23 protein-coding genes are annotated in these 22,832 nt (G+C 63.5%); 7 read left to right on the top strand and 16 right to left on the bottom strand.

Going from position 1 to position 22,832, the window contains the following annotated elements:
- Positions 1-17 precede the first annotated feature (17 nt).
- Together HMPREF2978_RS01490 and HMPREF2978_RS01495 are read left to right on the top strand one after the other, a co-directional pair.
- A complete protein-coding gene (locus HMPREF2978_RS01490; protein ID WP_070446677.1) occupies positions 18-317 on the top strand; it encodes an ArsR/SmtB family transcription factor in 300 nt (99 codons plus the stop codon).
- Between the two features lie 27 nt (positions 318-344).
- Complete coding sequence (locus HMPREF2978_RS01495; RefSeq protein WP_070743741.1) at positions 345-764, top strand: Fur family transcriptional regulator; 420 nt, start codon at positions 345-347, stop codon at positions 762-764.
- A gap of 39 nt (positions 765-803) precedes the next feature.
- Here the strand turns inward: HMPREF2978_RS01495 and HMPREF2978_RS01500 are convergent, their stop codons facing one another.
- From HMPREF2978_RS01500 to hemW, 10 genes are all read right to left on the bottom strand, one after another.
- Positions 804-1,556: an isoprenyl transferase gene (locus HMPREF2978_RS01500; RefSeq protein ID WP_070743743.1), complete on the bottom strand. Its 753-nt coding sequence runs from the start codon at positions 1,554-1,556 to the stop codon at positions 804-806.
- Positions 1,557-1,566: 10 nt separating this feature from the next.
- Positions 1,567-2,283: a DNA repair protein RecO gene (recO, locus tag HMPREF2978_RS01505; protein WP_070525526.1), complete on the bottom strand. Its 717-nt coding sequence runs from the start codon at positions 2,281-2,283 to the stop codon at positions 1,567-1,569.
- A gap of 18 nt (positions 2,284-2,301) precedes the next feature.
- Positions 2,302-3,297 (bottom strand): GTPase Era, encoded by a 996-nt coding sequence (gene era / locus HMPREF2978_RS01510; protein WP_070743750.1) that lies wholly within the window; start codon positions 3,295-3,297, stop codon positions 2,302-2,304.
- A gap of 713 nt (positions 3,298-4,010) precedes the next feature.
- Positions 4,011-4,859 carry a pyridoxal kinase PdxY gene (gene pdxY / locus HMPREF2978_RS01515; protein WP_070525531.1) on the bottom strand — a complete coding sequence of 283 codons (849 nt, stop codon included), beginning with the start codon at positions 4,857-4,859 and terminating at the stop codon, positions 4,011-4,013.
- Positions 4,860-4,909: 50 nt separating this feature from the next.
- Positions 4,910-5,485, bottom strand: coding sequence for an rRNA maturation RNase YbeY (ybeY, locus tag HMPREF2978_RS01520; protein ID WP_070525533.1), 576 nt, complete (start codon positions 5,483-5,485; stop codon positions 4,910-4,912).
- A complete protein-coding gene (locus HMPREF2978_RS01525) occupies positions 5,482-6,447 on the bottom strand; it encodes a PhoH family protein (protein ID WP_070525535.1) in 966 nt (321 codons plus the stop codon). The genes ybeY and HMPREF2978_RS01525 overlap by 4 nt, the downstream gene beginning before the upstream one ends.
- Before the next feature lie 10 nt (positions 6,448-6,457).
- A complete protein-coding gene (locus HMPREF2978_RS01530) occupies positions 6,458-7,198 on the bottom strand; it encodes a 16S rRNA (uracil(1498)-N(3))-methyltransferase (RefSeq protein ID WP_070525537.1) in 741 nt (246 codons plus the stop codon).
- Positions 7,198-8,340 (bottom strand): molecular chaperone DnaJ, encoded by a 1,143-nt coding sequence (gene dnaJ / locus HMPREF2978_RS01535; RefSeq protein WP_070525539.1) that lies wholly within the window; start codon positions 8,338-8,340, stop codon positions 7,198-7,200. The genes HMPREF2978_RS01530 and dnaJ overlap by 1 nt, the downstream gene beginning before the upstream one ends.
- 54 nt (positions 8,341-8,394) lie before the next feature.
- The gene (gene hrcA, locus HMPREF2978_RS01540) at positions 8,395-9,429 is read right to left on the bottom strand and encodes a heat-inducible transcriptional repressor HrcA (protein ID WP_070743753.1); all 1,035 of its coding nucleotides are present in this window, start codon (positions 9,427-9,429) and stop codon (positions 8,395-8,397) included.
- A 19-nt stretch (positions 9,430-9,448) separates the two neighbouring features.
- Positions 9,449-10,597, bottom strand: a complete 1,149-nt coding sequence (hemW, locus tag HMPREF2978_RS01545; protein WP_070525543.1) for a radical SAM family heme chaperone HemW — start codon at positions 10,595-10,597, stop codon at positions 9,449-9,451.
- Between the two features lie 141 nt (positions 10,598-10,738).
- Here hemW and HMPREF2978_RS01550 point away from each other — a divergent pair, with 141 nt between their 5' ends.
- Positions 10,739-12,112: a hemolysin family protein gene (locus HMPREF2978_RS01550; RefSeq protein ID WP_070525545.1), complete on the top strand. Its 1,374-nt coding sequence runs from the start codon at positions 10,739-10,741 to the stop codon at positions 12,110-12,112.
- Positions 12,112-13,179, top strand: a complete 1,068-nt coding sequence (locus HMPREF2978_RS01555; RefSeq protein WP_070525547.1) for a CNNM domain-containing protein — start codon at positions 12,112-12,114, stop codon at positions 13,177-13,179. The genes HMPREF2978_RS01550 and HMPREF2978_RS01555 overlap by 1 nt, the downstream gene beginning before the upstream one ends.
- A 122-nt stretch (positions 13,180-13,301) precedes the next feature.
- On the opposite strand, the gene HMPREF2978_RS01560 is transcribed toward HMPREF2978_RS01555, so the two are convergent.
- A complete protein-coding gene (locus HMPREF2978_RS01560; protein ID WP_070525549.1) occupies positions 13,302-13,982 on the bottom strand; it encodes a hypothetical protein in 681 nt (226 codons plus the stop codon).
- A gap of 125 nt (positions 13,983-14,107) precedes the next feature.
- Complete coding sequence (locus HMPREF2978_RS01565; RefSeq protein ID WP_070743755.1) at positions 14,108-15,949, bottom strand: AMP-dependent synthetase/ligase; 1,842 nt, start codon at positions 15,947-15,949, stop codon at positions 14,108-14,110.
- Positions 15,950-16,042: 93 nt separating this feature from the next.
- Between HMPREF2978_RS01565 and malQ the strand changes: the two genes are divergently transcribed.
- Positions 16,043-18,142, top strand: a complete 2,100-nt coding sequence (malQ, locus tag HMPREF2978_RS01570; RefSeq protein ID WP_246818708.1) for a 4-alpha-glucanotransferase — start codon at positions 16,043-16,045, stop codon at positions 18,140-18,142.
- Between the two features lie 64 nt (positions 18,143-18,206).
- On the opposite strand, the gene HMPREF2978_RS13155 is transcribed toward malQ, so the two are convergent.
- Both HMPREF2978_RS13155 and HMPREF2978_RS13160 read right to left on the bottom strand, forming a co-directional pair.
- On the bottom strand, positions 18,207-18,362 hold the full coding sequence (locus HMPREF2978_RS13155; protein WP_168162398.1) for a hypothetical protein: 156 nt from the start codon (positions 18,360-18,362) through the stop codon (positions 18,207-18,209).
- A complete protein-coding gene (locus tag HMPREF2978_RS13160; protein WP_010190794.1) occupies positions 18,349-18,513 on the bottom strand; it encodes a hypothetical protein in 165 nt (54 codons plus the stop codon). The genes HMPREF2978_RS13155 and HMPREF2978_RS13160 overlap by 14 nt, the downstream gene beginning before the upstream one ends.
- 23 nt (positions 18,514-18,536) lie before the next feature.
- Between HMPREF2978_RS13160 and HMPREF2978_RS01575 the strand changes: the two genes are divergently transcribed.
- The gene (locus tag HMPREF2978_RS01575) at positions 18,537-19,808 is read left to right on the top strand and encodes a carboxylesterase family protein (protein WP_070743758.1); all 1,272 of its coding nucleotides are present in this window, start codon (positions 18,537-18,539) and stop codon (positions 19,806-19,808) included.
- 36 nt (positions 19,809-19,844) lie between these two features.
- On the opposite strand, the gene idi is transcribed toward HMPREF2978_RS01575, so the two are convergent.
- On the bottom strand, positions 19,845-20,369 hold the full coding sequence (gene idi, locus HMPREF2978_RS01580; RefSeq protein WP_070525558.1) for an isopentenyl-diphosphate Delta-isomerase: 525 nt from the start codon (positions 20,367-20,369) through the stop codon (positions 19,845-19,847).
- A complete protein-coding gene (locus HMPREF2978_RS01585) occupies positions 20,366-20,902 on the bottom strand; it encodes a hypothetical protein (protein ID WP_070525560.1) in 537 nt (178 codons plus the stop codon). Before HMPREF2978_RS01585 ends, idi begins: the two co-directional genes overlap by 4 nt.
- A gap of 90 nt (positions 20,903-20,992) precedes the next feature.
- Between HMPREF2978_RS01585 and HMPREF2978_RS01590 the strand changes: the two genes are divergently transcribed.
- Positions 20,993-22,825 carry an ABC transporter ATP-binding protein gene (locus tag HMPREF2978_RS01590; RefSeq protein WP_070743760.1) on the top strand — a complete coding sequence of 611 codons (1,833 nt, stop codon included), beginning with the start codon at positions 20,993-20,995 and terminating at the stop codon, positions 22,823-22,825.
- Positions 22,826-22,832 lie beyond the last annotated feature (7 nt).

Here is a 22,832-nt window from a genome sequence, read left to right on the forward strand (position 1 = left end):
GACTGAAGGTGAACGGCGTGACCAACACCCAGACTGACACCCCTCCCCTCGATCTGGCGGCGGCTGCCTCCGTCATTAGCGCTTTGGATTCACCGTTGCGCATCGACATCATCCAGCGCCTGGCCGAGCGCGATCACTACGTCCACGAACTGGTCTCCGCGACCGGCAAATCGCAGCCACTTATTAGTCAGCACCTGCGGGTTTTGAAACGCGCGAACATCGTCGACAGCGAGCGCACCGGCCGCGAAGTCCGTTACTCTTTGGTGGCCCCTAAAGTGCTGCCTTTGCTTCGCGACGCCTCACTGGCCACCTCTTAATGGAAGTGTGTTGATAAACTAAGCCCTATGGCCATCCACGACAGTATTCCCAAACTCGGCGCTCGCAATACCCGCCAGCGCACCGCCGTCGTTGAGGTCCTGCGCAGTCTCGACAAGTTCGTCTCTGCCAAGGACATTCACCAGGCGCTTCTCGACGGTAACCAGAAAGTCGGCCTCACCACCGTCTATCGCACGCTCCAATCACTCTCGGAGATTGAAGCTGTTGACGCGCTCCACATGCCCTCCGGCGAGACCCTCTACCGCCATTGCGAGAGCGATGCGCACCACCACCACTTGGTGTGCACCAAATGCGGCCGCACCGAAGAAATCGATGGCGGCCCGATTGAAGAGTGGGCCTCCTCGGTAGCCAAGGAGCACGACTTCGAGCTCACCGGGCACGATGCCGAAATCTTCGGCATCTGCGCCGAGTGCCGCGCCCAAAACTAAGGCCCGAAACATTAGTTTCGGGCGTTACGCGGATGCGGGCTACTTGACGCCGCCGAAGCGGCGGTCGCGCCGCGCGTACTCTTCTACCGCAGCGAACAGGTCTTCCGGTGTGAAATCCGGGAAGAGCTTGTCCTGGTAAATCATCTCTGCATAGGCCGACTGCCACAGCAGGAAATTCGAGGTGCGCTTCTCGCCGGAAGGGCGCAGGAACAAATCCACGTCCGGCATATCGGGGTCATACATCACCGAGCTCACCGTCTTCTCGTTGATGGAGCGCGGGTCGAGCTCGCCACGGGAGACTTGCTCGGCGAGTTCCCGGATGCCGTCGACAAGCTCGGCGCGCCCACCGTAATTCACGCACATCACCAAGGTCATCTTGGTGTTGTCCTTGGTGAGCTCCTCGGCGGCCTCAAGCTCCTTGATCACAGAGCGCCACAGGCGCGGGCGACGGCCGGCCCACACCACGCGCACTCCCCTCTCATTGAGCCAGTGGCGCTGGCGGCGCAGCACGTCGCGGTTAAAGCCCATGAGGAAGCGGACCTCCTCCGCGCTGCGGCGCCAATTCTCGGTGGAGAAGGCATAGGCGGAAAGGTAGGGAACACCGAGGGAAAGGCAGGCATCGACGACGTCGAGAAGCACTGCCTCTCCCCGACGGTGACCTTCGGTGCGCTTCATGCCACGCTCCTCCGCCCAGCGGCCGTTGCCGTCCATGACCAGCGCGATATGGCGCGGCAAGAACTCCTGCGGGATAGCGGGCGGATGAAGAACTCGGTTCGGGTCAGGCGTAATCACGGATTACAGTCTACTGTTCCATGATCCCCAGCGCGCCAACGCTTCGCTCAAGATGCCATTGCAGGTGCGCGCGGGTGAGGCGGTGGGCCTCTTGGGCTTGGGCATTGGTCGGCTGGCTGGGGTGGTCGTGGGCAATAAGCCACATGTGGTGCAGGGTTTCCGGGTCTACCTCGGCGGCCCCTGGCGGGCGGCATTGGTGGCAGGCGGCTCCGCCCACGGCCGGGTGGAAGGCGTGATGGGGGCCGGGCCTTTGGCACTGGGCGCAATCGAAAAGGCTGGGTGCCCAGCCGGCGTGGGACATGGCTTTGAGGAGGAAGGCGTCGAGAAGCATGAGCGGATCGCCGTGCTGAAGCTTGTCGAGGACATCGACACAGGCCTCATAAAGGTAGGGATCGCCGGGGGCATCGGCAGCGGCGAGGCGCTCGGCGGATTCGAGCGCAGCACACGCGGCGGTGTAGCGCTCATAATCCTCGATGATGCGCGCGCCGAAGTAATCCACGGTATCGGCCTGGGAAATGGTGTAGAGGTTGCGGCCTGGGTAGAGCTGCACGTCGAGGTTGACGAAGAGCTGCAGGCGCGAGCCGAAGCGCGATTTGGCGCGGCGAACGCCCTTGGCCACCCCGCGCACGAGGCCGTGGTGGCGGGTCAAGAGCACGATGATGCGATCCGCCTCGCCAAAATCATAGGAGCGAATGACGAGGGCGCGGTCGCGGAAATTTTCGCGCATGTAGAAGCTCCCCCGCTTCTAGAAGCCCAGGCGGCCCAGCGCCTTCGGGTCCGACTGCCAGTTCTTGAGCACCTTAATGCGCAGGTCAAGGTAGACGTTCTGGCCGAGCAGCTGGATGATTTCCTTGCGGGCGGTGCCCACGATGCGGCGGAAGCGACGGCCGTCCTTGCCCTCGATGATGCGCTTCTGGCCGGGGCGCTCCAGGTAGAGGATGGCGTGGACGTTGAGGACGTCGGGGCGCTCCTGGCTGGGCAGAATCTCGTCGACCTCGACTGCCACGGAGTGCGGGAGCTCGTACTTCAGGCCAGACAGCGCGGACTCGCGGATCAGCTCGGCGATGCGCTTGGACTGGTCTTCGTCGGTGACATGGTCATCGGGGTAGAACTTGGGGCCTTCGGGCAGGTGGTCCACGATGACCTGGGTCAGCTCATCCAGCTGCACGCGCTCGGTGGCGGAAACTGGGATGACCACGGCATCGGGGTTCTCTTCAGCGAGCAGCTCGTGGAGGGCTACAAGCTGGGCGCCAACTTGGTCCTTGGAGGCCTTGTCCAGCTTGGTGACGATCCCGATGATGGGAGTCTTCGGGGCGACCTTGCGGACGTTCTCCAGAATCCAACGATCGCCTGGGCCGATTTTCTCATCCGCGGGGATGGTCAGGCCGATGACGTCGACGTCTGCGTAGGTGTCCTTGACGACCTCGTTGAGGCGCTCGCCGAGCAAGGTGCGCGGGCGATGCAGGCCGGGTGTGTCAACGAGGACGATTTGCGCATCCTCGCGGTGGACCAGACCGCGGATGGGGTGGCGGGTGGTTTCCGGCTGGTCGGCGGTGATGGCGATCTTCTGCCCCACCAGCGCGTTGGTCAGGGTGGACTTGCCGGTATTGGGGCGGCCGACGAAGGACACGAAGCCGGAGCGGAAGCCCTCGGGCGTGTCGGTGTATTGCGAATAGTCGGCGGCGTTAGCTTCGCCCTCGGCTGGCAGGTCGGCGAAGGCGGCATCGAAATCAGTGCTCATATTGCCTCATATCATAACGCACGAGCTGCCGAGTCCCGTTCTTGTTGTATCGCTCTGCTCTGGCTCTCGACGTGCGGCCCTGAGAGCTTCCTGCCGAGGGGCCTTGTAGTTTGGTCCTTCTACTCTGGTCCCTTCTCTGTGCAAAGGGACCATCTGGTGGTGGTTTTCGCGTACTGAAAGGTCCCTTTAGTGTGCGAAGGGACCAGACTAGAGGGACCTTCTGTGCTCGCGCGGGGTTTATCTGGCCTGCATAGGGTTCGAGTCAGACGGTTCTGGTCATAAGGTTTCTTTGCCCCCAAACGAACCATCTAGCGACCTCCAGAAGGTTTGTTTGCCCCCAAGAGAACCTTCTGACCCGAACCATCTGAGTAGAACCTTGTGGATGGAAACGACATCGTTGAAGGTGGGCCGGGAAAGCAGCAGTGAGGTGAGAGTAAAAGCTGATGGCGCGAGGTTATCCGCCGCATGGTGACTGCGAAAAAGCTTGCGCCAAATGGCATCTTGCAAATGGTGTCTTCCGAACGGCGTCTTTGACCGCAAAAACGCCATCTGGACGCAGCAAAAGGCGTTTTTAGGAGTGAAAACGCCTTCTGACAGATGCCTTCTGCGAGATGCCGTTTGCCGGGCACCTTGGCGGGGCCAGGACATGACGCCGGGTCAAGGCATCCACGCCAGGCCGCGAACGCGCGCGCAGGGCAGTCACGGATTGACGGCTAGAGCTCCTCCACCCGGAACTGCAGCTGCGGGTTAGCAAAGACATCCTGCGACTCGATGAGCAGCAGCTCCTGGGAATCCGCCTCATAGGTGTTATGCAGCAAATCGTAGACCGAAGACGCAGTGCGCTTGAGCGCTTCCTTCGCATCGTGGGTTTCCACGTAGTGGCCAGTGAAAAGCGAGGCCGTGACATCGCCCGAGCCGTTGCGCTTGAACGGCAGCTTGGGGGTAGCGACTAGGAAAGCGCGCTCGCCATCGACGGCGAGCATCTCAATCTCGTCCTCGCTGGTCTCCGGGCGCTGCACCGAGGTGACCAACACGGTCTTCGGGCCGATCTCCTGCGCGCGCTTCACCGCAGCGAGGGTCTGCTCCAGGGTGCCCACCTCGCAATCAGTCAGGTAGCCCAGCTCAAACTGATTCGGGGTGATGATGTCCGCGACCGGAACGACCTTATCGCGCAGCAGCGGCGGAATCTCATCGGAGACGAAGCAGCCGGACTTGGCGTTACCCATGACCGGGTCGCAGGCGTAGAGGGCCTTCGGGTTCACAGCCTTGATGCGGTTCACCGCATCCACGATGGCACCGGCGATGTCCGGGCCGCCCTGGTAGCCAGACAAGATTGCGTCGATGCGCGGGAAGGCGCCGCGCTTCTCGATGCCATCCACAATCGCCGTGACCTCCTCCGCGGGAATCATCGGCCCGCCCCAATCGCCATAACCGGTGTGGTTGGAGAAGTTCACCGTGTGAATCGGCCACACCTCATGGCCGGCGCGCTGAAGTGGAAAGACTGCTGCGGAGTTGCCCACGTGGCCGAAGGTGACATGGGACTGAATGGAGAGGATGTTCATAATCCCCTATTGTGCTACGCCCCACGCAGCACCTCAACGATTGGGCCGCTTTAGATTCCGCCGCCGGGAACTTCCTCATCGAGCTTCGCGCGCTCGGCGGCATCCGGGAAGGCCTTCGGGCCCGAGGGCTTGGGCTGGTAGCTCACGCCGCGTGCTGCCAGGTCCTCGTACCAGTCCGCCAGCAGCTCATTCTGCAGGCCGAACATTTCCTTTTCCTCCGCCGCGGTGGTGTGGTCATAGCCCAGCAGGTGCAGGCATCCATGCACGGTCAGCAGGGCCAGCTCGTGGCCCAAGGAGTGGCCAGCGGCGGTGGCTTGGCGCTGCGCGAACTCCGGGCAGAGCACGATATCGCCCAGCATGGCCGGTCCGGCCTCGGCGGCGTCAGGGCGCCCGCCGGTAGCGCCCGGGGTGAGCTCATCCATGGGAAAGCTCATCACGTCGGTCGGACCTTCCAAGTCCATCCAGCGCACGTGCAGCTCCGCGATGGTATCCAGATCCACGGCGGTAATCGTGCACTCGGCATCCGGGTTAACGTCGAGGCGGCCGAGGGCGTAGGAGCAGACGTCGATCAGCATCTCCTCGTTGACGCCGTCATAACCGGACTCGTTAATAAATTCGATGCTCATTTCTTCTCCTCCTGCTCAGCAAAGTTATCGTAAGCCTCCACGATGCGCCCGACCAGCTGGTGGCGCACAACGTCGGCCGCGCCCAGCTCCGCGAAGTGGATATCCGGCACGCCCTTCAAAATGCGGCGCACCAGGCGCAGACCGGAGACCTGGCCGCCGGGCAAGTCCACCTGGGAAATATCGCCGGTTACCACGATGGTGGAGCCAAAGCCCAAGCGAGTCAGGAACATCTTCATCTGCGCCGGCGTGGTGTTTTGGGCCTCGTCAAGGATGACGAAGGCATCGTTGAGCGTGCGTCCGCGCATATAGGCCAAGGGGGCGACCTCAATGATGCCGGCCTCCATGAGCTTCGGAATCATCTCCGGATCGATCATGTCCCGCAAAGCGTCGTACAGCGGGCGAAGGTAAGGGTCGATCTTGTCGTTGAGGGTACCGGGCAGAAAGCCCAGCTTCTCCCCCGCCTCAACCGCCGGGCGGGTCAAGATAATGCGGCTGACCTGCTTGGCGCGCAGGGCCTGCACCGCCTTGGCCACCGCCAGGTAGGTCTTGCCGGTACCGGCGGGACCAATGCCGAAGACAATCGTGTTCTCATCGATAGCCTGCACATAGCGCGATTGCCCAAGAGTCTTCGGCCGCACAGCCTTGCCGCGGCGCGAAACGATATCCGCCGCGAGCGTCTCGGACACGGAAGCGGGAGCATCCACCGTGACAAGGTCCAGAGTGTGCTTAACGGTATCGGTGCTCACCGGATGTCCGCGGCGCGCAATTGCCTCGAGCTCTTCGAGGACCTTGCGGGCACGCGCCACCTCATAATCGGGACCGGCAGCCGTGACTGTGGTCCCGCGAGCGAAGAGGTCCACGCCCACGAGGTTGCCCAAAACGCGCAGGTTATCGTCCGCCGGACCCAGCACCGTGGCGAGGTAGGCGGAATCGAGATCAAACTTGGTGGTGATAATAGGCACGCCCAAAAGGCTACCAGCGCGCGGTCAGGGTGCCGATGCTGGCCAAGGCCACCATGCTTGCCGACGCCGTCCGCAACACCTCCGGCCCCAACTTGATCGCCGTCGCACCGGCCTCCTGCAAGCGGGCTAGCTCCTCCGCGCCGATGCCGCCCTCTGGGCCCACCAGCAGGTAGATGGTCTCGGCCGAGTCGAGGTCAGCAAGGTCCTTGAGCCGAACCTCGGCTTCCTCGTGGAGGACCAAGGCGCGGGCGCCGGAAATCTCCTGGCACAGCTGGCGGGTGGTCAGCGGGCCGCGCACGGCCGGTACGCGCGCGCGGCGCGATTGCTTGGCGGCCGCCACGGCCGCAGATTCCCACTTGCCTAAGGCTTTCGGGGCCTTCTTGGCATCCCACTTGGACACGCAGCGATCCGCCTGCCACGCGATGATCTCATCCGCCCCGGCCTGAGTGGCCAGGTCGACGGCCAACTCGGCGCGCTCCGACTTTGGGATGGCCTGGACCACGACCACCCGTGGGGAGGGTTCGGGGAGGATTACGAGGTCGTCGACAAGCGCGGCCAGCGTGTCCTTGCCCTGCGTATCAGTGATGGTGGCGGTGACGCGGCGCCCGGAGCCATCAATCAGGACCAGGTGCTCCCCTGGTCCCATGCGCTTGACGGTGACCGCGTGGCGGCCCTCCGCGCCATCGAGGCCCACGGGCTGGCCGACCTCGGCGAGGGACAGGTCCGGGTGGAGGAAGACGGGCAGAGACATTAGCGGCGGAACTTATCGCGGAAGCGGCTGAAGAGGGATTCGCCGTGCTCGTCGTCGGCGCGGTGCACCTCGGTGCCGCCGTGGCCGGCATTGCGGACCTTTTCAAGGGCCTCGCGGGTCTTCTTATCCAGGTCCGTCGGGATCACCACGTCCACGTGGGCGTGCAGGTTGCCAAAGCCGTCAGTGCGCAGGCGCGGCATGCCCTTGCCCTGGAGGGTGATGGACTCGCCCGGCTGGGTGCCCGGCGCGATATCGATGGTGAGCTCCTCGCCGTCGAGCTGCTCGACGGTACAGGAAGAGCCCAGAGCCGCATCCACCATGGGCACGCGAACAGTTAGGTGCAGGTCATCGGCATTGCGCTCGAAGACGGGGTGCGGCTCGGTGTGCACCTCGACATAAAGATCACCAGCAGGACCGCCGCCGTGGCCGACCTCGCCCTGGGAAGCCATGCGGATGCGCATGCCATCACCAATGCCGGCGGGGATATTCACCGTAATATCGCGGCGCTTGCGCACGCGGCCATCGCCGCCACAGTGGCCACAAGGGTCGGTGACTACTTCACCGAAGCCGTAGCACTTCGGGCAATCGCGGGTGGTCATCATGTTGCCCAGCATGCTGCGCTGGACCTCCTGAACCTGGCCCATGCCGCCGCAGTGATCACAGGTCACCGGCTTGGCCTTGGACTCAGAACCGGAGCCCTCACAGCGGTCACAGACCACGGCAGTATCGACCTTGACCTGCTGCTTGACGCCGCTATAGGCCTCCTCAAGAGTAATGGTGGTGCGCAGGAGCGCATCATCGCCCGGCTGCACGCGGGAACGCGGGCCGCGGGAGGCCGCTCCCCCGCCGAAGAACTCGGCGAAGATATCCCCGAGGCCGCCGCCACCGAAACCACCAAAGCCGCCGCCCTGGGCCGCGCGCTCCTCCATGGGGTCACCACCCATGTCCACAACCCGGCGCTTCTGCGGATCAAGCAGAACCTCCTGTGCAAGGGAAGCCTCGCGGAACTTCTCCGCGGCCTCCTCATCGCCCGGATTCACGTCCGGGTGGTACTTGCGCGCCAGCTTGCGGTAGGCCTTCTTAATCTCGGCGTCGGACGCCGACTTTTCTACACCAAGAATGCCGTAGTAGTCACGAGCCACGTACTGTCATCCTTCTATTTCTCGTTGATACTAAATCTATTCCGACGGGCCAGCTTACTCGCCCGCCAGAATTTCACTCACATAGCGTGCAACGGCAGAGACCTTGGAGATTGTTCCCGAGTAATCCATATACGTCGGCCCCACCACACCGAGCCCGCCGAGTGCTGCAGCCTCCGAGCCAGTGCCGAAACCATAGCGCGTGGCCACGACGGAGGTTTGGCGCAGCTCATCGGCCTCGTTTTCTTCGCCGATGGAGACCGATACGTTGCCCAGGTCCGGCACGCGGGCCAGCAATTTCAGCACCACGACCTGTTCTTCAAGAGCCTCGATGATGGAGGGCAGGCCCTCGGTGAGAGCCACGCGGGTGAGGTTGGAGGTACCCGCCATGATCAGGCGATCGGAGGGCTGCTCCACGAGGGTCTCAATCAGCGTGGTTGCCGCCTTGAGGAGGTGGGGGCGGATGTCGGCTGGGGAGTCGTCGACAAGCGCGGCCAACTCCACCGAAGCATCGGTGAGCGTCTTGCCCTCCAGGGCGGTGTTGAGGATATCGCGCAGGCGGTGGGTCTGCTCGGGGTCGATGACATCATCGAGCTCCACATTGCGCTGATCGACGCGCCCATTATCCGTAATGAGCACCAAGAGCAGGCGCACCGGTGAGAGTGCGACGACCTCGCAGTGCTTCACGCGGGAGACCTTGAGGTTCGGCAGCTGGACGACGGCCGCTTGCTTGGTCGCCTGGGCCAGCAGCTGGACCGAACGGCGCAGCACGTCTTCCAAATCGACGCCGCCTTCGAGGAAGGTGAGCATGGCGCGGCGCTCGGCCTTGGAGAGCGGCTTGACGTCGTGCAGCGTATCGACGAACTGGCGGTAGCCCTTCTGCGTGGGTACGCGCCCGGAGCTGGCGTGTTCCTGGGCGATGAGCCCTTCGGCTTCGAGCACGGCCATGTCATTGCGGATCGTCGCCGAGGACACGCCCAGCTGGTAGCGCTCGAGCAGGGCCTTGGAGCCGACGGGCGATTGCGAGGCGATGTAGTCCGCGACGATGGCGCGCAGGACCTCTTGGCGGCGGGCATCGGTGGAGCTGGACATGTCTTTAAGGCTATCCGTTCTAGCGGGCTATGTCTTCGGCGGTATCTTCGGCGACGAGGAGGTCGGTGATGATGCCGTCCGCGAGCAGGCGGCCCGCCTTGGTCACGCGGAGGTGGTCGCCGGCGCGCTCAAGCAAGCCGCGCTCGATGAAACGCGCGGCCACAGGCTCGGCAGCGGGCGCGAGCCAGGACGCCGGGATGCCCTCGCGCAGACGCAGGCCCAGCATGATGCGCTCGGTGTGGCGGTCGGCGGCGCTGAGCTCCTCCCGCTCCTTGATGGGCAGCTCCCCCTCGCCCACAGCCTTGATGTAGGTCCGCGGGTTTTTCACATTGAAGAAGCGCTCGTTGCCCAAGTGCGAATGCGCGCCCGGGCCCGCGCCCCACCAATTGCCATCGACCCAGTAGATGCGATTGTGCTGGCACTCCCCGCCCGGCTTGGCCCAGTTGGAGACCTCGTACCACTCAAAGCCTTCGGCTTCGAGGGTGGATGAGATCATCTCATAGCGCCGGGCCAGCACGTCCTCATCCGGGGCCGGAAGCAGGCCCTTAGACACCTTGCGGGCCATACGCGTGCCATCTTCCACGATGAGCGAATAGGCACTGATGTGGTCCACTCCCGTCTCCAGTGCGCGCTCCAGAGTCAGAGCAACGTCCGCGTCTTCTTCTGTCGGCGTGCCATAAATCATGTCCAGGTTGACGTGCTCAAAGCCCGCGGCGATGGCTTCGCGTGCCGCATCGAAGGCGCGGCCCGGCGTGTGGGCTCGCTCCAGCACTGCGAGCACCCCCGGTGAGGCGGATTGCATGCCCAGGGAGAGGCGGGTGAAGCCGGCGTCGAGAAGCCCGGCGAAATACTCCGGCGAGGTGGATTCCGGGTTGGATTCCGTGGTGACCTCCGCGCCCGGGGCGAGGCCGAAGGTATCACGAACCTTCGACAAGACACGGCCCAGGCCCTCGGCCCCCAACAAGCTCGGCGTGCCGCCACCAATAAAAACGGTCTCGGCTTCGCGGCCCACCTGGGCCGCCGCCATCTCCAGCTCTTTTTCCAAGGCTGAGAGATAATCGTTGGTCAGGTCCCCTCCCAGCTCACCCGGCGTATAGGTGTTGAAGTCGCAGTAGCCGCAGCGCGAAGCGCAGAAAGGAACGTGAATGTAGAGACCAAAGGGATCCATGGGGAACAAAGTAACCGACAAAACCGTTGAAGCGGTAGTCTGTAGAGCAGATTTGCAACCCCGATAGTGAAGAAAGGCCTCTTTTAAGTGGAACCTCCGAGTCGATGTCCCCGCCGCCGACGTAAGGCGGTGGGGTAAGCCGTGTTATCTGCCATCCTGATGATTGTGGCGGGTTTCGCCGTCATCGCTCTCATTATCGTGGCCAACGCCTACTTCGTGGCGCAGGAATTCGCCTTCATGTCGGTGGACCGCACGCAGCTGCGCCAGCGCGCTGCGACTGGGGATAAGCCTGCGGAGCGCGCCTTAAAGATCACCCAAAAGACCTCCTTCATGCTCTCCGGCGCGCAGCTGGGTATCACGATTACGGGCCTGCTCATTGGTTATGTGGCCGAGCCCCTCGTGGGCCAAGGCCTAGGCCAGCTGCTCGGTGGTGTGGGCGTGCCCACGGGCGTGTCCGTTGCCATCGGCACGGTGACCGCGCTGGCGGTGTCGACGGTTCTCACGATGCTCTTCGCCGAGCTCTTCCCCAAGAACTACACCATTGCAGCACCCATGAAGTCAGCGCTGTGGTTATCCGCATCGACGATGTGGTACCTCAAGATCTTCGGCTGGCTCATCCACTTCTTTGAGTACTCCTCCAATGCCCTGCTCAAGGTCTTCGGAATCGAGCCGGTGGAGGATGTCGATTCATCTGCCACCACCGATGACCTGGAATCCATCGTGGATGCCTCCCACGAGGCCGGCGACTTGGATGAGGACACCTACCTGGTCCTCGACCGTCTCCTCGACTTCCCCGAGCATGATGTGGAGCACGCCATGATTCCGCGCTCGCGCGTGGATGTCATCGAGCCCGAGACCACCATCGGCGAGGTGCGCGAGATGATGTCGGAGAACCACACCCGCTACCCGATCATCGACGATGAGCACAATCCCATCGGCGTGGTGCACCTCTACGATGTGCTGGGCAGCGAACTGCCCCTGGCCACCCCGGCACGCGAGATCATGAAGGAACCCGTGGTGGTGCCGGAGCTCATGCCGCTTCCCGACGTCGTCACAGAGCTTCGCGACGCCGACGAGAAACTCGCCTGTGTCATCGACGAATACGGCGGCTTCGTGGGCATCGTGACCATGGAGGATTTGGCCGAGGAAATCCTCGGCGATGTCACCGATGAGCACGACCTCGAAGAGACCGAGGAAATCACTGAGCAGGACGACACCCACTGGATCGTCGACGGCGACACCCCCATCGACGAGGTCGAGCGCGCCATCGGCCACGACCTGCCGGAGGGCGATTTCGAAACCGTCGCCGGCCTGCTCATCGCGCATTCCGGCACGCTGCCGGAAGAGGGCGAAGAACTCTCCATCGAGCTAGAGGCCGAACCGGAAGATTGGGTCGACGGCGACGAAGCCCCCATCCGCACCCTCAACGTGCGCGTCGAGGAAATCGACCGCCACGTACCCTCCGTCCTGGCGCTCGAGCTGGTGGAGGAATTTCCGGAAGGAGAGGATGACTAATGACTGATACCTGGTGGTTCAACCTCCTTATCACTGTTCTCATCATTGCTGCTTCCGCGTTCTTCGTGGTCATCGAGTTCTCCCTCATGGGCGCGCGCCGCAACCGCTTGGAGGAGACCGCGGAATCCTCGGCGGCCTCGCGCGCGGGCCTGCGCTCGCTCAATGAACTGACCATCATGCTGGCTGGCGCTCAGCTGGGCATTACCGCCGCAACCTTCGTCCTGGGTGCCGTGACCAAACCTTGGGTCCATCACCTGCTGATGAGCCCGCTGGAGGCCCTCGGCCTGCCGCTGGGCGTTGCTGACATCATCTCCTTCCTGCTAGCCCTTTTCGTGGTGACCTTCCTGCACCTGGTTATCGGTGAGATGGCGCCTAAGTCCTGGGCCATCGCCCACCCGGAGACGGCCCTACAGCTCATCGCGGTGCCCGCCCGCGGCTTCATCTGGCTCTTCCGTCCGCTGCTGATCTGGATCAACAAGATGGCGAACAAGCTGGTGCGCATGACCGGTGAGGAGCCCGTCGACCGCGCTGGCGCGGCCGGCTATGACGCCGAGACCCTGCGCCACCTGGTCGAGCACTCGCGCCTGACGGGCACGCTTGACGACGACTCCGCCAACCAGATCACCGGCGTTATCGAGCTGGAAGCCTCCACCGCGGCCCAGTTGGCCCGCGAGCATGGTTCGGAAATCCTGCCGCTTTCCTCCAATGCCACCGTGGCCGAGCTCCACGAGCTCGTGGTGCGCAAGTCCATCATGCGCGTGCTGGTCTACCCTCGTGCCTCACGCATCCCGCGTATCGTCCACGTGCGCGATACCTTGCTGGCGGAGCCGGATACCCCGGTGCTGGATTTCTCCCGCCCCGCGCTGGCGGTGGGCTCCTCCTCCACCGTGCAGAAGACTCTGGACCAGATGCGCGCCCGCAATGAGCAGCTCGTGGTCGTGGGCAAGCCCACCAAGGACAAGACAGTGTGGATCCTCACCTGGGATGACATCATGGGCCAGCTGTGGCCGCAGATTACCGAGCAGCTGGACCAGGCCGTGCCGGCCACCAAGAACCCGGGGGCTTAGCGCGAACGCGCTAAGCGTGGCACGTAAAGCAACGAAGAGCGCCACCGAGAGAGGGAATCTCGGCGGCGCTCTTCTTAAGTAATCCTTGTGTGTTGGCAACAAGGAAGTCTGTGATGCGGCGACTAGGCGGTCGTGGCGGCCTTCTTCTGACGCTTGGCGCGCACACGGGCAACGACGGCGTCGATACGCGCGCGCTCCTCCAAGAAGGACGGCGGGTTATGCCCGCGCATGGTGCGCACGTAAGCGGGGTGCGCTTCCACGACGGTGTGGCGCCAAGCCTGCACTGCGATGAGTGAAGATTCACCCGCGCGCTTGTACAGGTTCGGCAGGGAGACCACATCGAGGTTGCGGGCCACGGCGTCGGTTTGCGCCAGCACGTACTCGACCAACTCGCGCAAGTAAGCGGCCACCGCGGCGGTGCGCCCGCGCAGGGTTTCCGCCAGCTCCGAAACCACGACGGGCGGGCCGGAGATGGGCAGGCCTTCAGCAAGTGCGCGGGCGGTGAGCTGCTTTGGCTCCTCGACATCATTGTCACCGGAGGAAGCAGCGGAGATGGTGCCGGACTTCAGCCCGGAGACCAACGCGTGGCGCAGGCCGATGAGCTCGCCGACACAACGCCCGGAATCCACGCGGGCGTCTTCGACGATGTCCCCCAGCTCGGCCAGGCAGTCGAGGGCGAGTTCATCGTCCCAGTCCTCGATGGCCTCGATGAGGTGCTCGATGTAGTCAACGACTTCGTCGCCGATGTTATAGATTTCTTGGGTCAGCTCACGGTGGCGCAGCTCGGCTGCGATCTTGTGCATAGGCTGCCCTTTCCGCGAGAACCTCTAGTTGAGGTTTAGAGTTTTTCTGACCCCGCTGACTCTATTAGAGATCCTCGCATTCGGCTGCGCGACACTCCGAAGGAATTCACAGACTCCATCCAGCCTTATTTCTTGCCGGCGTAGAGGCGCTCGATATCCGCTGCGTAGCGCTGCGCCACGACATAGCGCTTGACCTTCATCGTGGGGGTTAGCTCGTTGCTTTCCTCGGTGAGGTCCTGGTCCAGAATGACGAACTTCTTAATGCCCTCCGCGTGGGAGACGGTGGCGTTGACCTGGTTGATGGCGTCCTGAATATCCGCGCGCAGTGCCGGATCAGCCGCCACCTCACGCATACCCTTGGCTGCGGAGATGTTGTGATCGGCCTTCCAGCGCTTGAGCGCGTCCTCATCCAGGGTGAGCAGCACACCGACGAATGGCTTGCCGTCACCGACCACCATGGCCTGGGAAATCAACGGGTGGGAGCGCAGGATGTCCTCCATCGGGCCAGGCGAGACATTCTTGCCGCCCGCAGTGACAATGAGGTCCTTCTTACGGCCAGTGATGACGAGCTTGCCATCCTCATCGATCTCCCCTAGGTCACCGGTGTTGTACCAGCCGTCCTGCAGGGCGTTCTCGGTGGCCTCCGGGTTCTGCCAGTAGCCCTTGAAGACGATATCGCCCTTGATCAGGATCTCGCCGTCCTCGTTAATGCGCATCGTCGTGCCGCCCAGCGGCGGGCCGACGGTGCCGATGGACTGATCCACGAAGTCCACGGCGGCGGCCGCTGCGGTCTCCGTAAGTCCATAGCCCTCGTAGATGGTCACGCCGATGCCGCGGTACCAGTGCAGCAAGTCTTGCGAGATGGCCGAACCACCGGAGATGCAGTACTTGACCTCGCCGCCCATTGCCTGGCGGATGGCGGAATAGACCAGCTTGTCAAAGGCCTTGTGCTTGGCCTTGAGGACTCGGTTGGGGCCCTCCGGGGTGTCCAGCGCCTTGGAGTACTCGATAGCAACCTTCTCCGCGCGGTCGAAGATCGCGCCCTTAAACGCGGAGGAACCATGCGCCTTGGCGGAGGCACCATTGCGCACCTTCTCAAACACGCGTGGCACACCCAGGATCAGGTTCGGGCGGGAACGAGCGAATTCAACGGTGATGGTGCTGAAGTCGGACCAGTGGTTCTGGGAGGCACCGCCGATGGTGACCGCCAGCGACACTGCGCGGCTGAAGACGTGCGCCAGCGGCAGGAAGGTCAGGACATGTGCGCCCGGCACGGCGATGGCGCCAATCGGGTTGGTCAGCAACCCGCGGGCCTCTGCTAGCCAGTTGCGGTGGGTCAGCATGCAGCCCTTGGGGCGTCCGGTGGTGCCGGAGGTGTAGACTAGGGAGGCGACGTCGTCAGTGTGCGTGGCTTCGATGCGCTGGTTGACGGTGTCATCGCTGATGTCACGTCCCTCAAACTTCAGCGTATCGATGGCGGAAGAGTTGATCTCTAGCACGCGGCGCAGCTGGGAGGGAGAGCCGTGTAGCTGCGGGGTGCCGTCCTCCTGCAGCTTCAGGTGCTTGACCAGCTCGGAGTGCTCGCGGGTTTCCGTGATGGCGAGGATCGCGCCAGAGTCCTCAATGATCCACTGAACCTGGGACATCGACGAAGAGGGGTATACCGGAACGGAGATCGCACCGGCCGCCCAGATGGCATAGTCCAGCAGGGACCACTCGTAGCGGGTAGTAGAAATAAGAGCCACGCGGTCGCCCTGCTCCACGCCAAAAGCGATGAGCCCCTTGGCCACCGCGTAGACTTCCTCGACGAATTCCTTGGCGGTGACGTTGACCCACTCGTAATTCGCCGGACGGGTAAACAGCACGCCATGTGGGCGGGCGTGCGCCGTAGCCATCATGGAGGTAAGGCACGTTTCGCCGTCCTTGATCTCGAATTTCGCTTTGGTGTGCGCTTCATTCAAAGTCACAGTTGTGTCCTTTCCCACAAAAATTAAATTCCAGCCCACTCTACCAACCAGATTTCTCCCGCGCGCAGGGAGGGCGTGGCACAATTGGGGGATGTGACTACCCGTGATCTGCTTCAAGAACTTGCCCAACGCCACGGCGTGGCCTGCGAGTACACCGCCCAGAACGGACAGCCCGTGTACGTCAGCGAGGAGACAATTACCTACACGCTGCGCGCACTTGGCGTCTCTATCTCCGAACGTCCGGACGATGAGGAGCTAACTCAAGCCCTGTTCGAGGACTACCTCGAACGCGCCTCCCGCCCGCTGCCACCCTGCGTGGTGGCCCGCGAAGGCGCCGAAAAATCCTTCGTTGTCCACGTCCACGACGGCGACCCCGTTACCGTTACCATCGAGCTGGAAAACGGCGAGACGCGGCCGACCTACCAGGACCGGAACGACGCCCCGGCTGCCGACGTCGCCGGAACCATGTGGGGCGAGGCCAGTTTCCACGTCCCCGGGGACCTGCCCTTAGGTTTCCACAAGCTGCACTTATCCTCGCCCGGCATCGGCGAGCACGAGTGCCCGCTCATCGTGGTGCCGAACCATCTGAGCACGGCAGATCGCTACCTCGACCGCCCCGCAGCAGGCACGATGGCGCAGCTGTATTCGGTGCGCTCTGAGAAGTCTTGGGGCATGGGTGACTTCGGAGACCTAGCCGAGTTGGCGGAGACCTTGGCGCCCGATTATGACTTCCTCCTTATTAACCCGCTGCACGCGGGCGAGCCGATTCCACCGGTGGAGGATTCGCCCTATCTGCCCACCACTCGGCGTTTCATCAACCCGATCTATATCCGCATCGAGGATATTCCGGAGCTGAAACAGCTCAGCCCGGAGCTTCAGGAAGACGTCGCCGAGCTCGCCGCCGAGTTCCGCGAGCGCAACCGGTCGGCAGAAGAGATTGATCGTGATTCCATCTTCGAAGCCAAGCTGCAGGTCCTGCAGGAGCTCTTCAGCAAGGGGATGACCTCAGAGCGCCGCACCGCCTTCAGCGAGTACCAGCGTCGCGAGGGCCGCGGCCTGCGCAACTTCGCCCTGTGGTGTGCAGAGGCTGAGCTCTCGCGTCACAGTGGACGCCGCCACGCGCTGAGCCTCGACGTCAGGGACTTGGCCGAGTTCTATTCCTGGCTGCAATTCCTTTGCGATGAGCAGCTGGATGCCGCCCAGCGCCGCGCGCTCGACGCCGGCATGAGCATCGGGCTCATTACCGATATGGCCGTAGGCATCCACCCGGCTGGTGCTGATGCCGTGAACCTGGCGGAATACCTCGCCCCGCAGTGCTCGGTGGGGGCCCCGCCGGATGACTATAACCAGCAGGGCCAGGACTGGTCCCAGCCGCCGTGGCACCCGGTACGCCTGGCGGAAGCCGGCTACGAGCCATGGCGTGATTTGCTGCGCACGATGCTGGGCAATGCTGGTGGTCTGCGCGTCGACCACGTCCTTGGTCTGTTCCGCCTGTACTGGATCCCGCGCCACTCCACCCCGCTCAACGGCACCTACGTGACTTATGACTGGGAGGCCATGCTCGGCATCCTCGCGCTGGAGGCTGAGCGCGCCGGTGCTGTCCTCGTGGGCGAAGACCTCGGCACCCTGGAACCGTGGGTCCAAAACGCTTTGCGCGATATGGGCGTGCTGGGCACCACGATCATCTGGTTTGAGCATGCCGAAGACGGTCCCACCCCGCGCCCGCAGGATCAATACCGCCACATGGCGATGTCCTCGGTGGGCACGCACGATCTGCCGCCGACGCTCGCCTTCCTGCGTGGCGACCACATCGCGCTGCGCGCCCGCCTGGGCCTGCTCACCCGCCCGGTGGCAGAAGAAGAGGCTGAGGACCGCGCGTGGCAGGAAAAGGTCAAGGACAACCTGCAGGCCTATGGAATGTTGGAGAACCGCGAAAGCGAAGAGGATGTGCTCGTCGCCCTGCACCGCTATGTTGCGGGAACCCCCTCGGCGCTGACGGTGACCAACCTCGTAGACATGGTCGGTGACGTGCGCGCACAGAACCAGCCGGGCACGACGAAAGACCAGTACCCCAATTGGTGCATCCCGTTGTGCGATACCGCCGGCAAGCCGGTGCTCTTGGAGGATCTGCCGAAGCAGGAGCTCTACCAGCGCCTCGCACAGGCGGCGAAGAGGCCCGGCGCCGAGCGCTAGGGCAGGGGGGCGTCGGCAAGCACGGCGCCCCTAGCGGCGTCTTCCCATCAGGAAGACCGTCCCTTTAAAGGACGACGCCGACGATAGCCACCACAACGATGAGCGCGATCATCAACCAGAGGGTCACGCTCACTCGGGATTTGGGTAGTGCGCGCTTGCGGTGGGAAGGCTGTGAGCGCTCGGGGTCCCACAGGCCTTCGCGGTGATCATCGGGAGTCATGTTTCTTCATCCTAGTCGCGGGCACTAACCACGCATTCACCCGGTCGATTGCCCACATCAGCACCCAGCCCATGACGGTCGCGGCCGGCACTGCGGTGACGGCGAGCACCGCCATCTGCGCCCACACTGGCGCCTGCACGAGCCATTCCATGCCCTCAGGGTAGCCTGTTCACCATGAGCAGTGCACCTTTCGACGTCACCTGCCCCGCGGGCACCATCACCGGCTACCTCGATGAGGACGTGGCCCATTTCCACTCCATCGAGTACTCCCATATCCCGGGGGATTTCGAGAACCCCGAACCTGCCCCACCCCGTGACCAGGATGCACGCACCCCGCACCCGGAGAAGGTCGCGCTCACCATCACCGCCCCCGCACCCGGCAGCCGCACCACGTCACTGGCGCCCACGTTGGTCTATATCCACGGCGGCCGCTACGAGCACGGCTCCCACGAGGATCCCCGCGCAGAGGGCACGCCGACCGCACAGGCGGGCATCGTCCACGTGCAGCTGGGCTACCGCGTGGGACTGCCGGGACTAGCACGTTTTCGCGATGATGAGCCCAACCGCTACCGCGCCATCGAGGACCTGCAGCTGGGCTTGGAATGGATCCAGCGCAATATCGAATCCTTCGGCGGGGATCCCACCAACGTCACCGTCCTGGGTCAGTCCGCCGGCGCCAACGCCGTGCTGTGGCTGTGTCGACGAGACCACTACCGCGGGGCCTTTCGCCGGGCGATAGCGCTCTCCCCGGGCTTCCCCCGGGAGACCTTCGAGGAACGCCAAGCCACGTTGCGCCAGGCGATGAAGAAGCCCATTACGCGCTCCTCTCTCGCGTCGATGAGCCAGGAGGAGCTCGCCGCCGGCTACGCCAAGTTCCGCAAGAAGTACAGCCTCGATATGGCACTGGGCCCCACGCCACTGGAGTGTGGGCAGCTTGCCGACGTCCCCCTCATCCTCGGCAGCACCCGCGACGAGTTCTACAACATCCCGGCCACGCAGAAGATTGACCGCTCCCCTTTCCGCGGCCTCATCCTCCGCTATGTGGCCCCGCGTTTTGGCTTTCCCCGCAACGGTTTCACACCCTGGTATCAGGTAGCGCAGCACATGGACAAGGAGCGCCCGATGGGCCGGATGGTGGGCGATTCCATCATCCGTCGCTGGGCGGCAGAAGTAGCGGAGAAGGCGCCGGGTGAGACCTGGATGATGGAATTCACTCGTTCCTCGGGCCCGGCCCTGCACTGCGAGGAACTGCGCCCGCTCTTTGGCGAATCACCACTGGCAGAGTGGTTGCGGGAATTCGTGCGCACCGGAAAGCCCGGCTTCGAGGCCTACCGCCCTGAGCACGCCATCTGGGAATACAACCTGGACAATGGCGAAAACCGCGTGGCCTATGCCAGCTTGGATTACATCTCGGCGGCCTTCGCCCAGGATGGCAGCCTGCTCTGATCCAGGCGCAAGGCTCCACCGCCCCATTCAGAATGGCTAGCCCAACAGGGCCGCGCGCAGCGGCTCGTGGGTCAACTCCTCCACCATCCACGGGCTAAAGGCAAAAGGCGTGGCATCGACGGCAGCGAGGACATCGCGCACCGGGGCCCACGCGAAGGAGTCAACCTCCTCCGGGTTGGGAGCCGGATCGTCTTCGGTCTCGAAAAGATAGACCGGGCAGATTTCATTCTCCACCACGCCGGAGGAATCCACGGCGCGGTAAGCAAAGTCCGGCAACACCAAACGCGGCGTGCCGGTCAGACCGAGCTCGAAGCGGCCGCGACGGACGACGGCGTCGGCAGTCTCCTCATCCGGCCCCGGGTGCCCGCAGAAGGAATTGGTCCACACGCCGGGCCAGGTCAGCTTGGACAGGGCACGGCGGGTCAGCAGCAGCTGGCCATCGCACACAACCCATGCGGAGAAGGCGAAATGCAGCGGTGTATCCGCGGTGTGTACGGCGGCCTTGTCGGCTACGCCTGCGGGATTGCCCTCCGGCGAGGCTAGAACGACGAGTTCCGTCATAGATTGAGGTCTCCTACATAGCGCACGTTGCCAATGCTAAAGCGCGCATTCCAGAGGTTGCCTGGGGCAACGTTATAGACATATTGAAGGTTGGTGGAAGCACCGGCGCCCAACGGGTGATCCAGGCCCGGCGCGGCCACATCCGGGTGAACAGCGGGGTCAACATCAATCGAATCCACGGTGGCCCAGCCGCCGTTGCCGTCGGCACGCTCAAGGGTGGGTTCCGGAAGGGCGTCGACAGGCATCGGCGCCTCGTTGAGGTTGTGAATCTTCACCGTCAGCACCGTTCCGCCACCGCCGGAGTACAGGCCCTGCAGCTCAAATTCCACGTTGAGGCCCTCGTCCTTTACCGGGGCTGCCAAGTTGGAGGTGACCTCGTGGGCATCCACGTCCTTGACCTCAAAGGCCGGCGGCTCCGAGCTGGAGACCACGATGTTGTCCTGCGGGCCCACGTCCGGCGGCTGGAGGATGCTGCAGCCTGAGAGAGCAGCCAGGCACAGCGGGGCACACGCTAGGGGGAGGTACTTCTTCACCGCGGATCCTTTTCCATCACGACTTCGGTTTCTCCCCTACCTTAGTCGACGGGTTGGATATTCCTATTAAGGGCGTAACATCGGCCGGCGATGAACTCTATTCTCCGTATCGTCCGCAGCGCCTCGGCCCTGTGGCCGTTCTATCTCGGCGTCCTAATCACCGCGTCAGTCACCGCGATTCTGTCGCTGCTGACACCTTTCATCCTCCGCGAGGCCACCGATACCGTCGTCGCGGGAGGCCCGCTGCGCACGATCCTGTGGTGGGTCGTCGCGCTCTTTGTGGCGGACGCGCTGGGCAACGTGGTGAAGAATATCGGCGGTTATATCGGCGATGTGATGGTCTCTCGCCTGCGCCAGATTCTTTCGACGCGCTACTTTGCCAAGCTGCTCTCTGTGCCGCAGAGTTATTACGACAACCAGGTCACCGGCACCATCATCGCGCGCTTGGACCGCTCGATTGCGAATATCACGCAGTTCCTGCAGTCCTTCTCCAATAACTTCTTCGTCATGCTCATCCAGGCTGCGGCAGTCCTGGTCATCACCGCGGTGTACTACTGGCCGCTGGCCATCCTGCTGGCCGCACTCTTCCCCATCTATACTTGGCTCACGGCGCTGACCTCGGAGCGCTGGCAGGAGTATGAGGCCACCAAGAATGAAAACATTGACGTGGCCAACGGGCGCTTCGCGGAGGTCATCGGACAGGTGAAGGTGACCAAGTCTTTCGTCGCCGAAGCCCGCGAGCTGGCCTCCTTCGGTTCGCACTACCGCACGGTGGTGGATACCACGAAGCCGCAGTCGCGCTGGTGGCATTCCATGGACACCGCGCGCGGCGCGGCCATGGCGCTGATCTTCTTAGGCATCTATGGCCTGATCTTCTGGCGCACTCTGGAAGGCCACTTCTCCATCGGTGACATGGTCATGCTCCTGCAGCTGGTGAATATGGCCAAGCAGCCGGTGTTCATGATGAGCTGGATCGTGGATGTCAGCCAGCGCGCCATCGCCGGCTCCAAGGATTATTTCAAGGTCATGGAGGAAATCCCGGAGCCTACCGTCAACCCGCAGCTGGTCGCCGCCGCTGAAACCTCCGACGTGCCGGAACTCGATCTCACCCCGGCTGAACCGCTGCGCCCCGCAGAAGGCCCGGTCTTCGCCTTCGAGGACGTGTCCTTCTCCTATGAATCGGATAAGCCGGTCGTCGCCGACATCACCTTCGCCGCCCAAGAAGGCCACAAGGTCGCGCTCGTCGGCGAGTCCGGCGGCGGCAAGTCCACCCTGGTCAACCTACTGTTAGGCCTCTACCAACCCACGGAGGGAAAGCTGACGGTACTGGGCCACGACGCCGCGGAGCTCACCGCGGAGCGCCTGCGCGCTTCAGTCGGCGTGGTCTTCCAGGAGTCCTATCTTTTCTCCGGCACCATTCGGGAAAACATCGCTTATGGCAAGCCGGGCGCCACGATGGAGGAGATCGTGGACGTCGCCAAGCGCGCCAATGCACACGGCTTCATCGAAGAATTCCCCGATGGCTACGACACCGTCATCGGCGAGCGCGGCCTCAAGCTCTCCGGCGGGCAGAAACAGCGCGTGGCCGTGGCGCGCGCCATGCTGAAGGACGCCCCCATCCTCGTCCTCGACGAGGCCACCTCGGCGCTGGACACCAAGGCTGAGCGCGCCGTGCAGGCCGGTCTGGACGAGCTCATGAAGAACCGCACCACGCTCATCATCGCGCACCGCCTGTCCACCATCGCGGACGTGGACACCATCATCACCCTAGACCGCGGCCGCATCTCCGAGATTGGTTCGCCGGCCGAGCTGGCGCAATCGGGCGGCATCTACGCCGAGCTGCTGCGGCTGACCCAATCCGCCTCCGCCGCCGACCGCCAACGGTTGAAAAAATACGGATTCGTCCAAGCCACCGACGAGTAAGGTGGGA

It is taken from the genome of Corynebacterium sp. HMSC074C01 (assembly GCF_001814605.1).
Lineage (GTDB): Bacteria > Actinomycetota > Actinomycetes > Mycobacteriales > Mycobacteriaceae > Corynebacterium.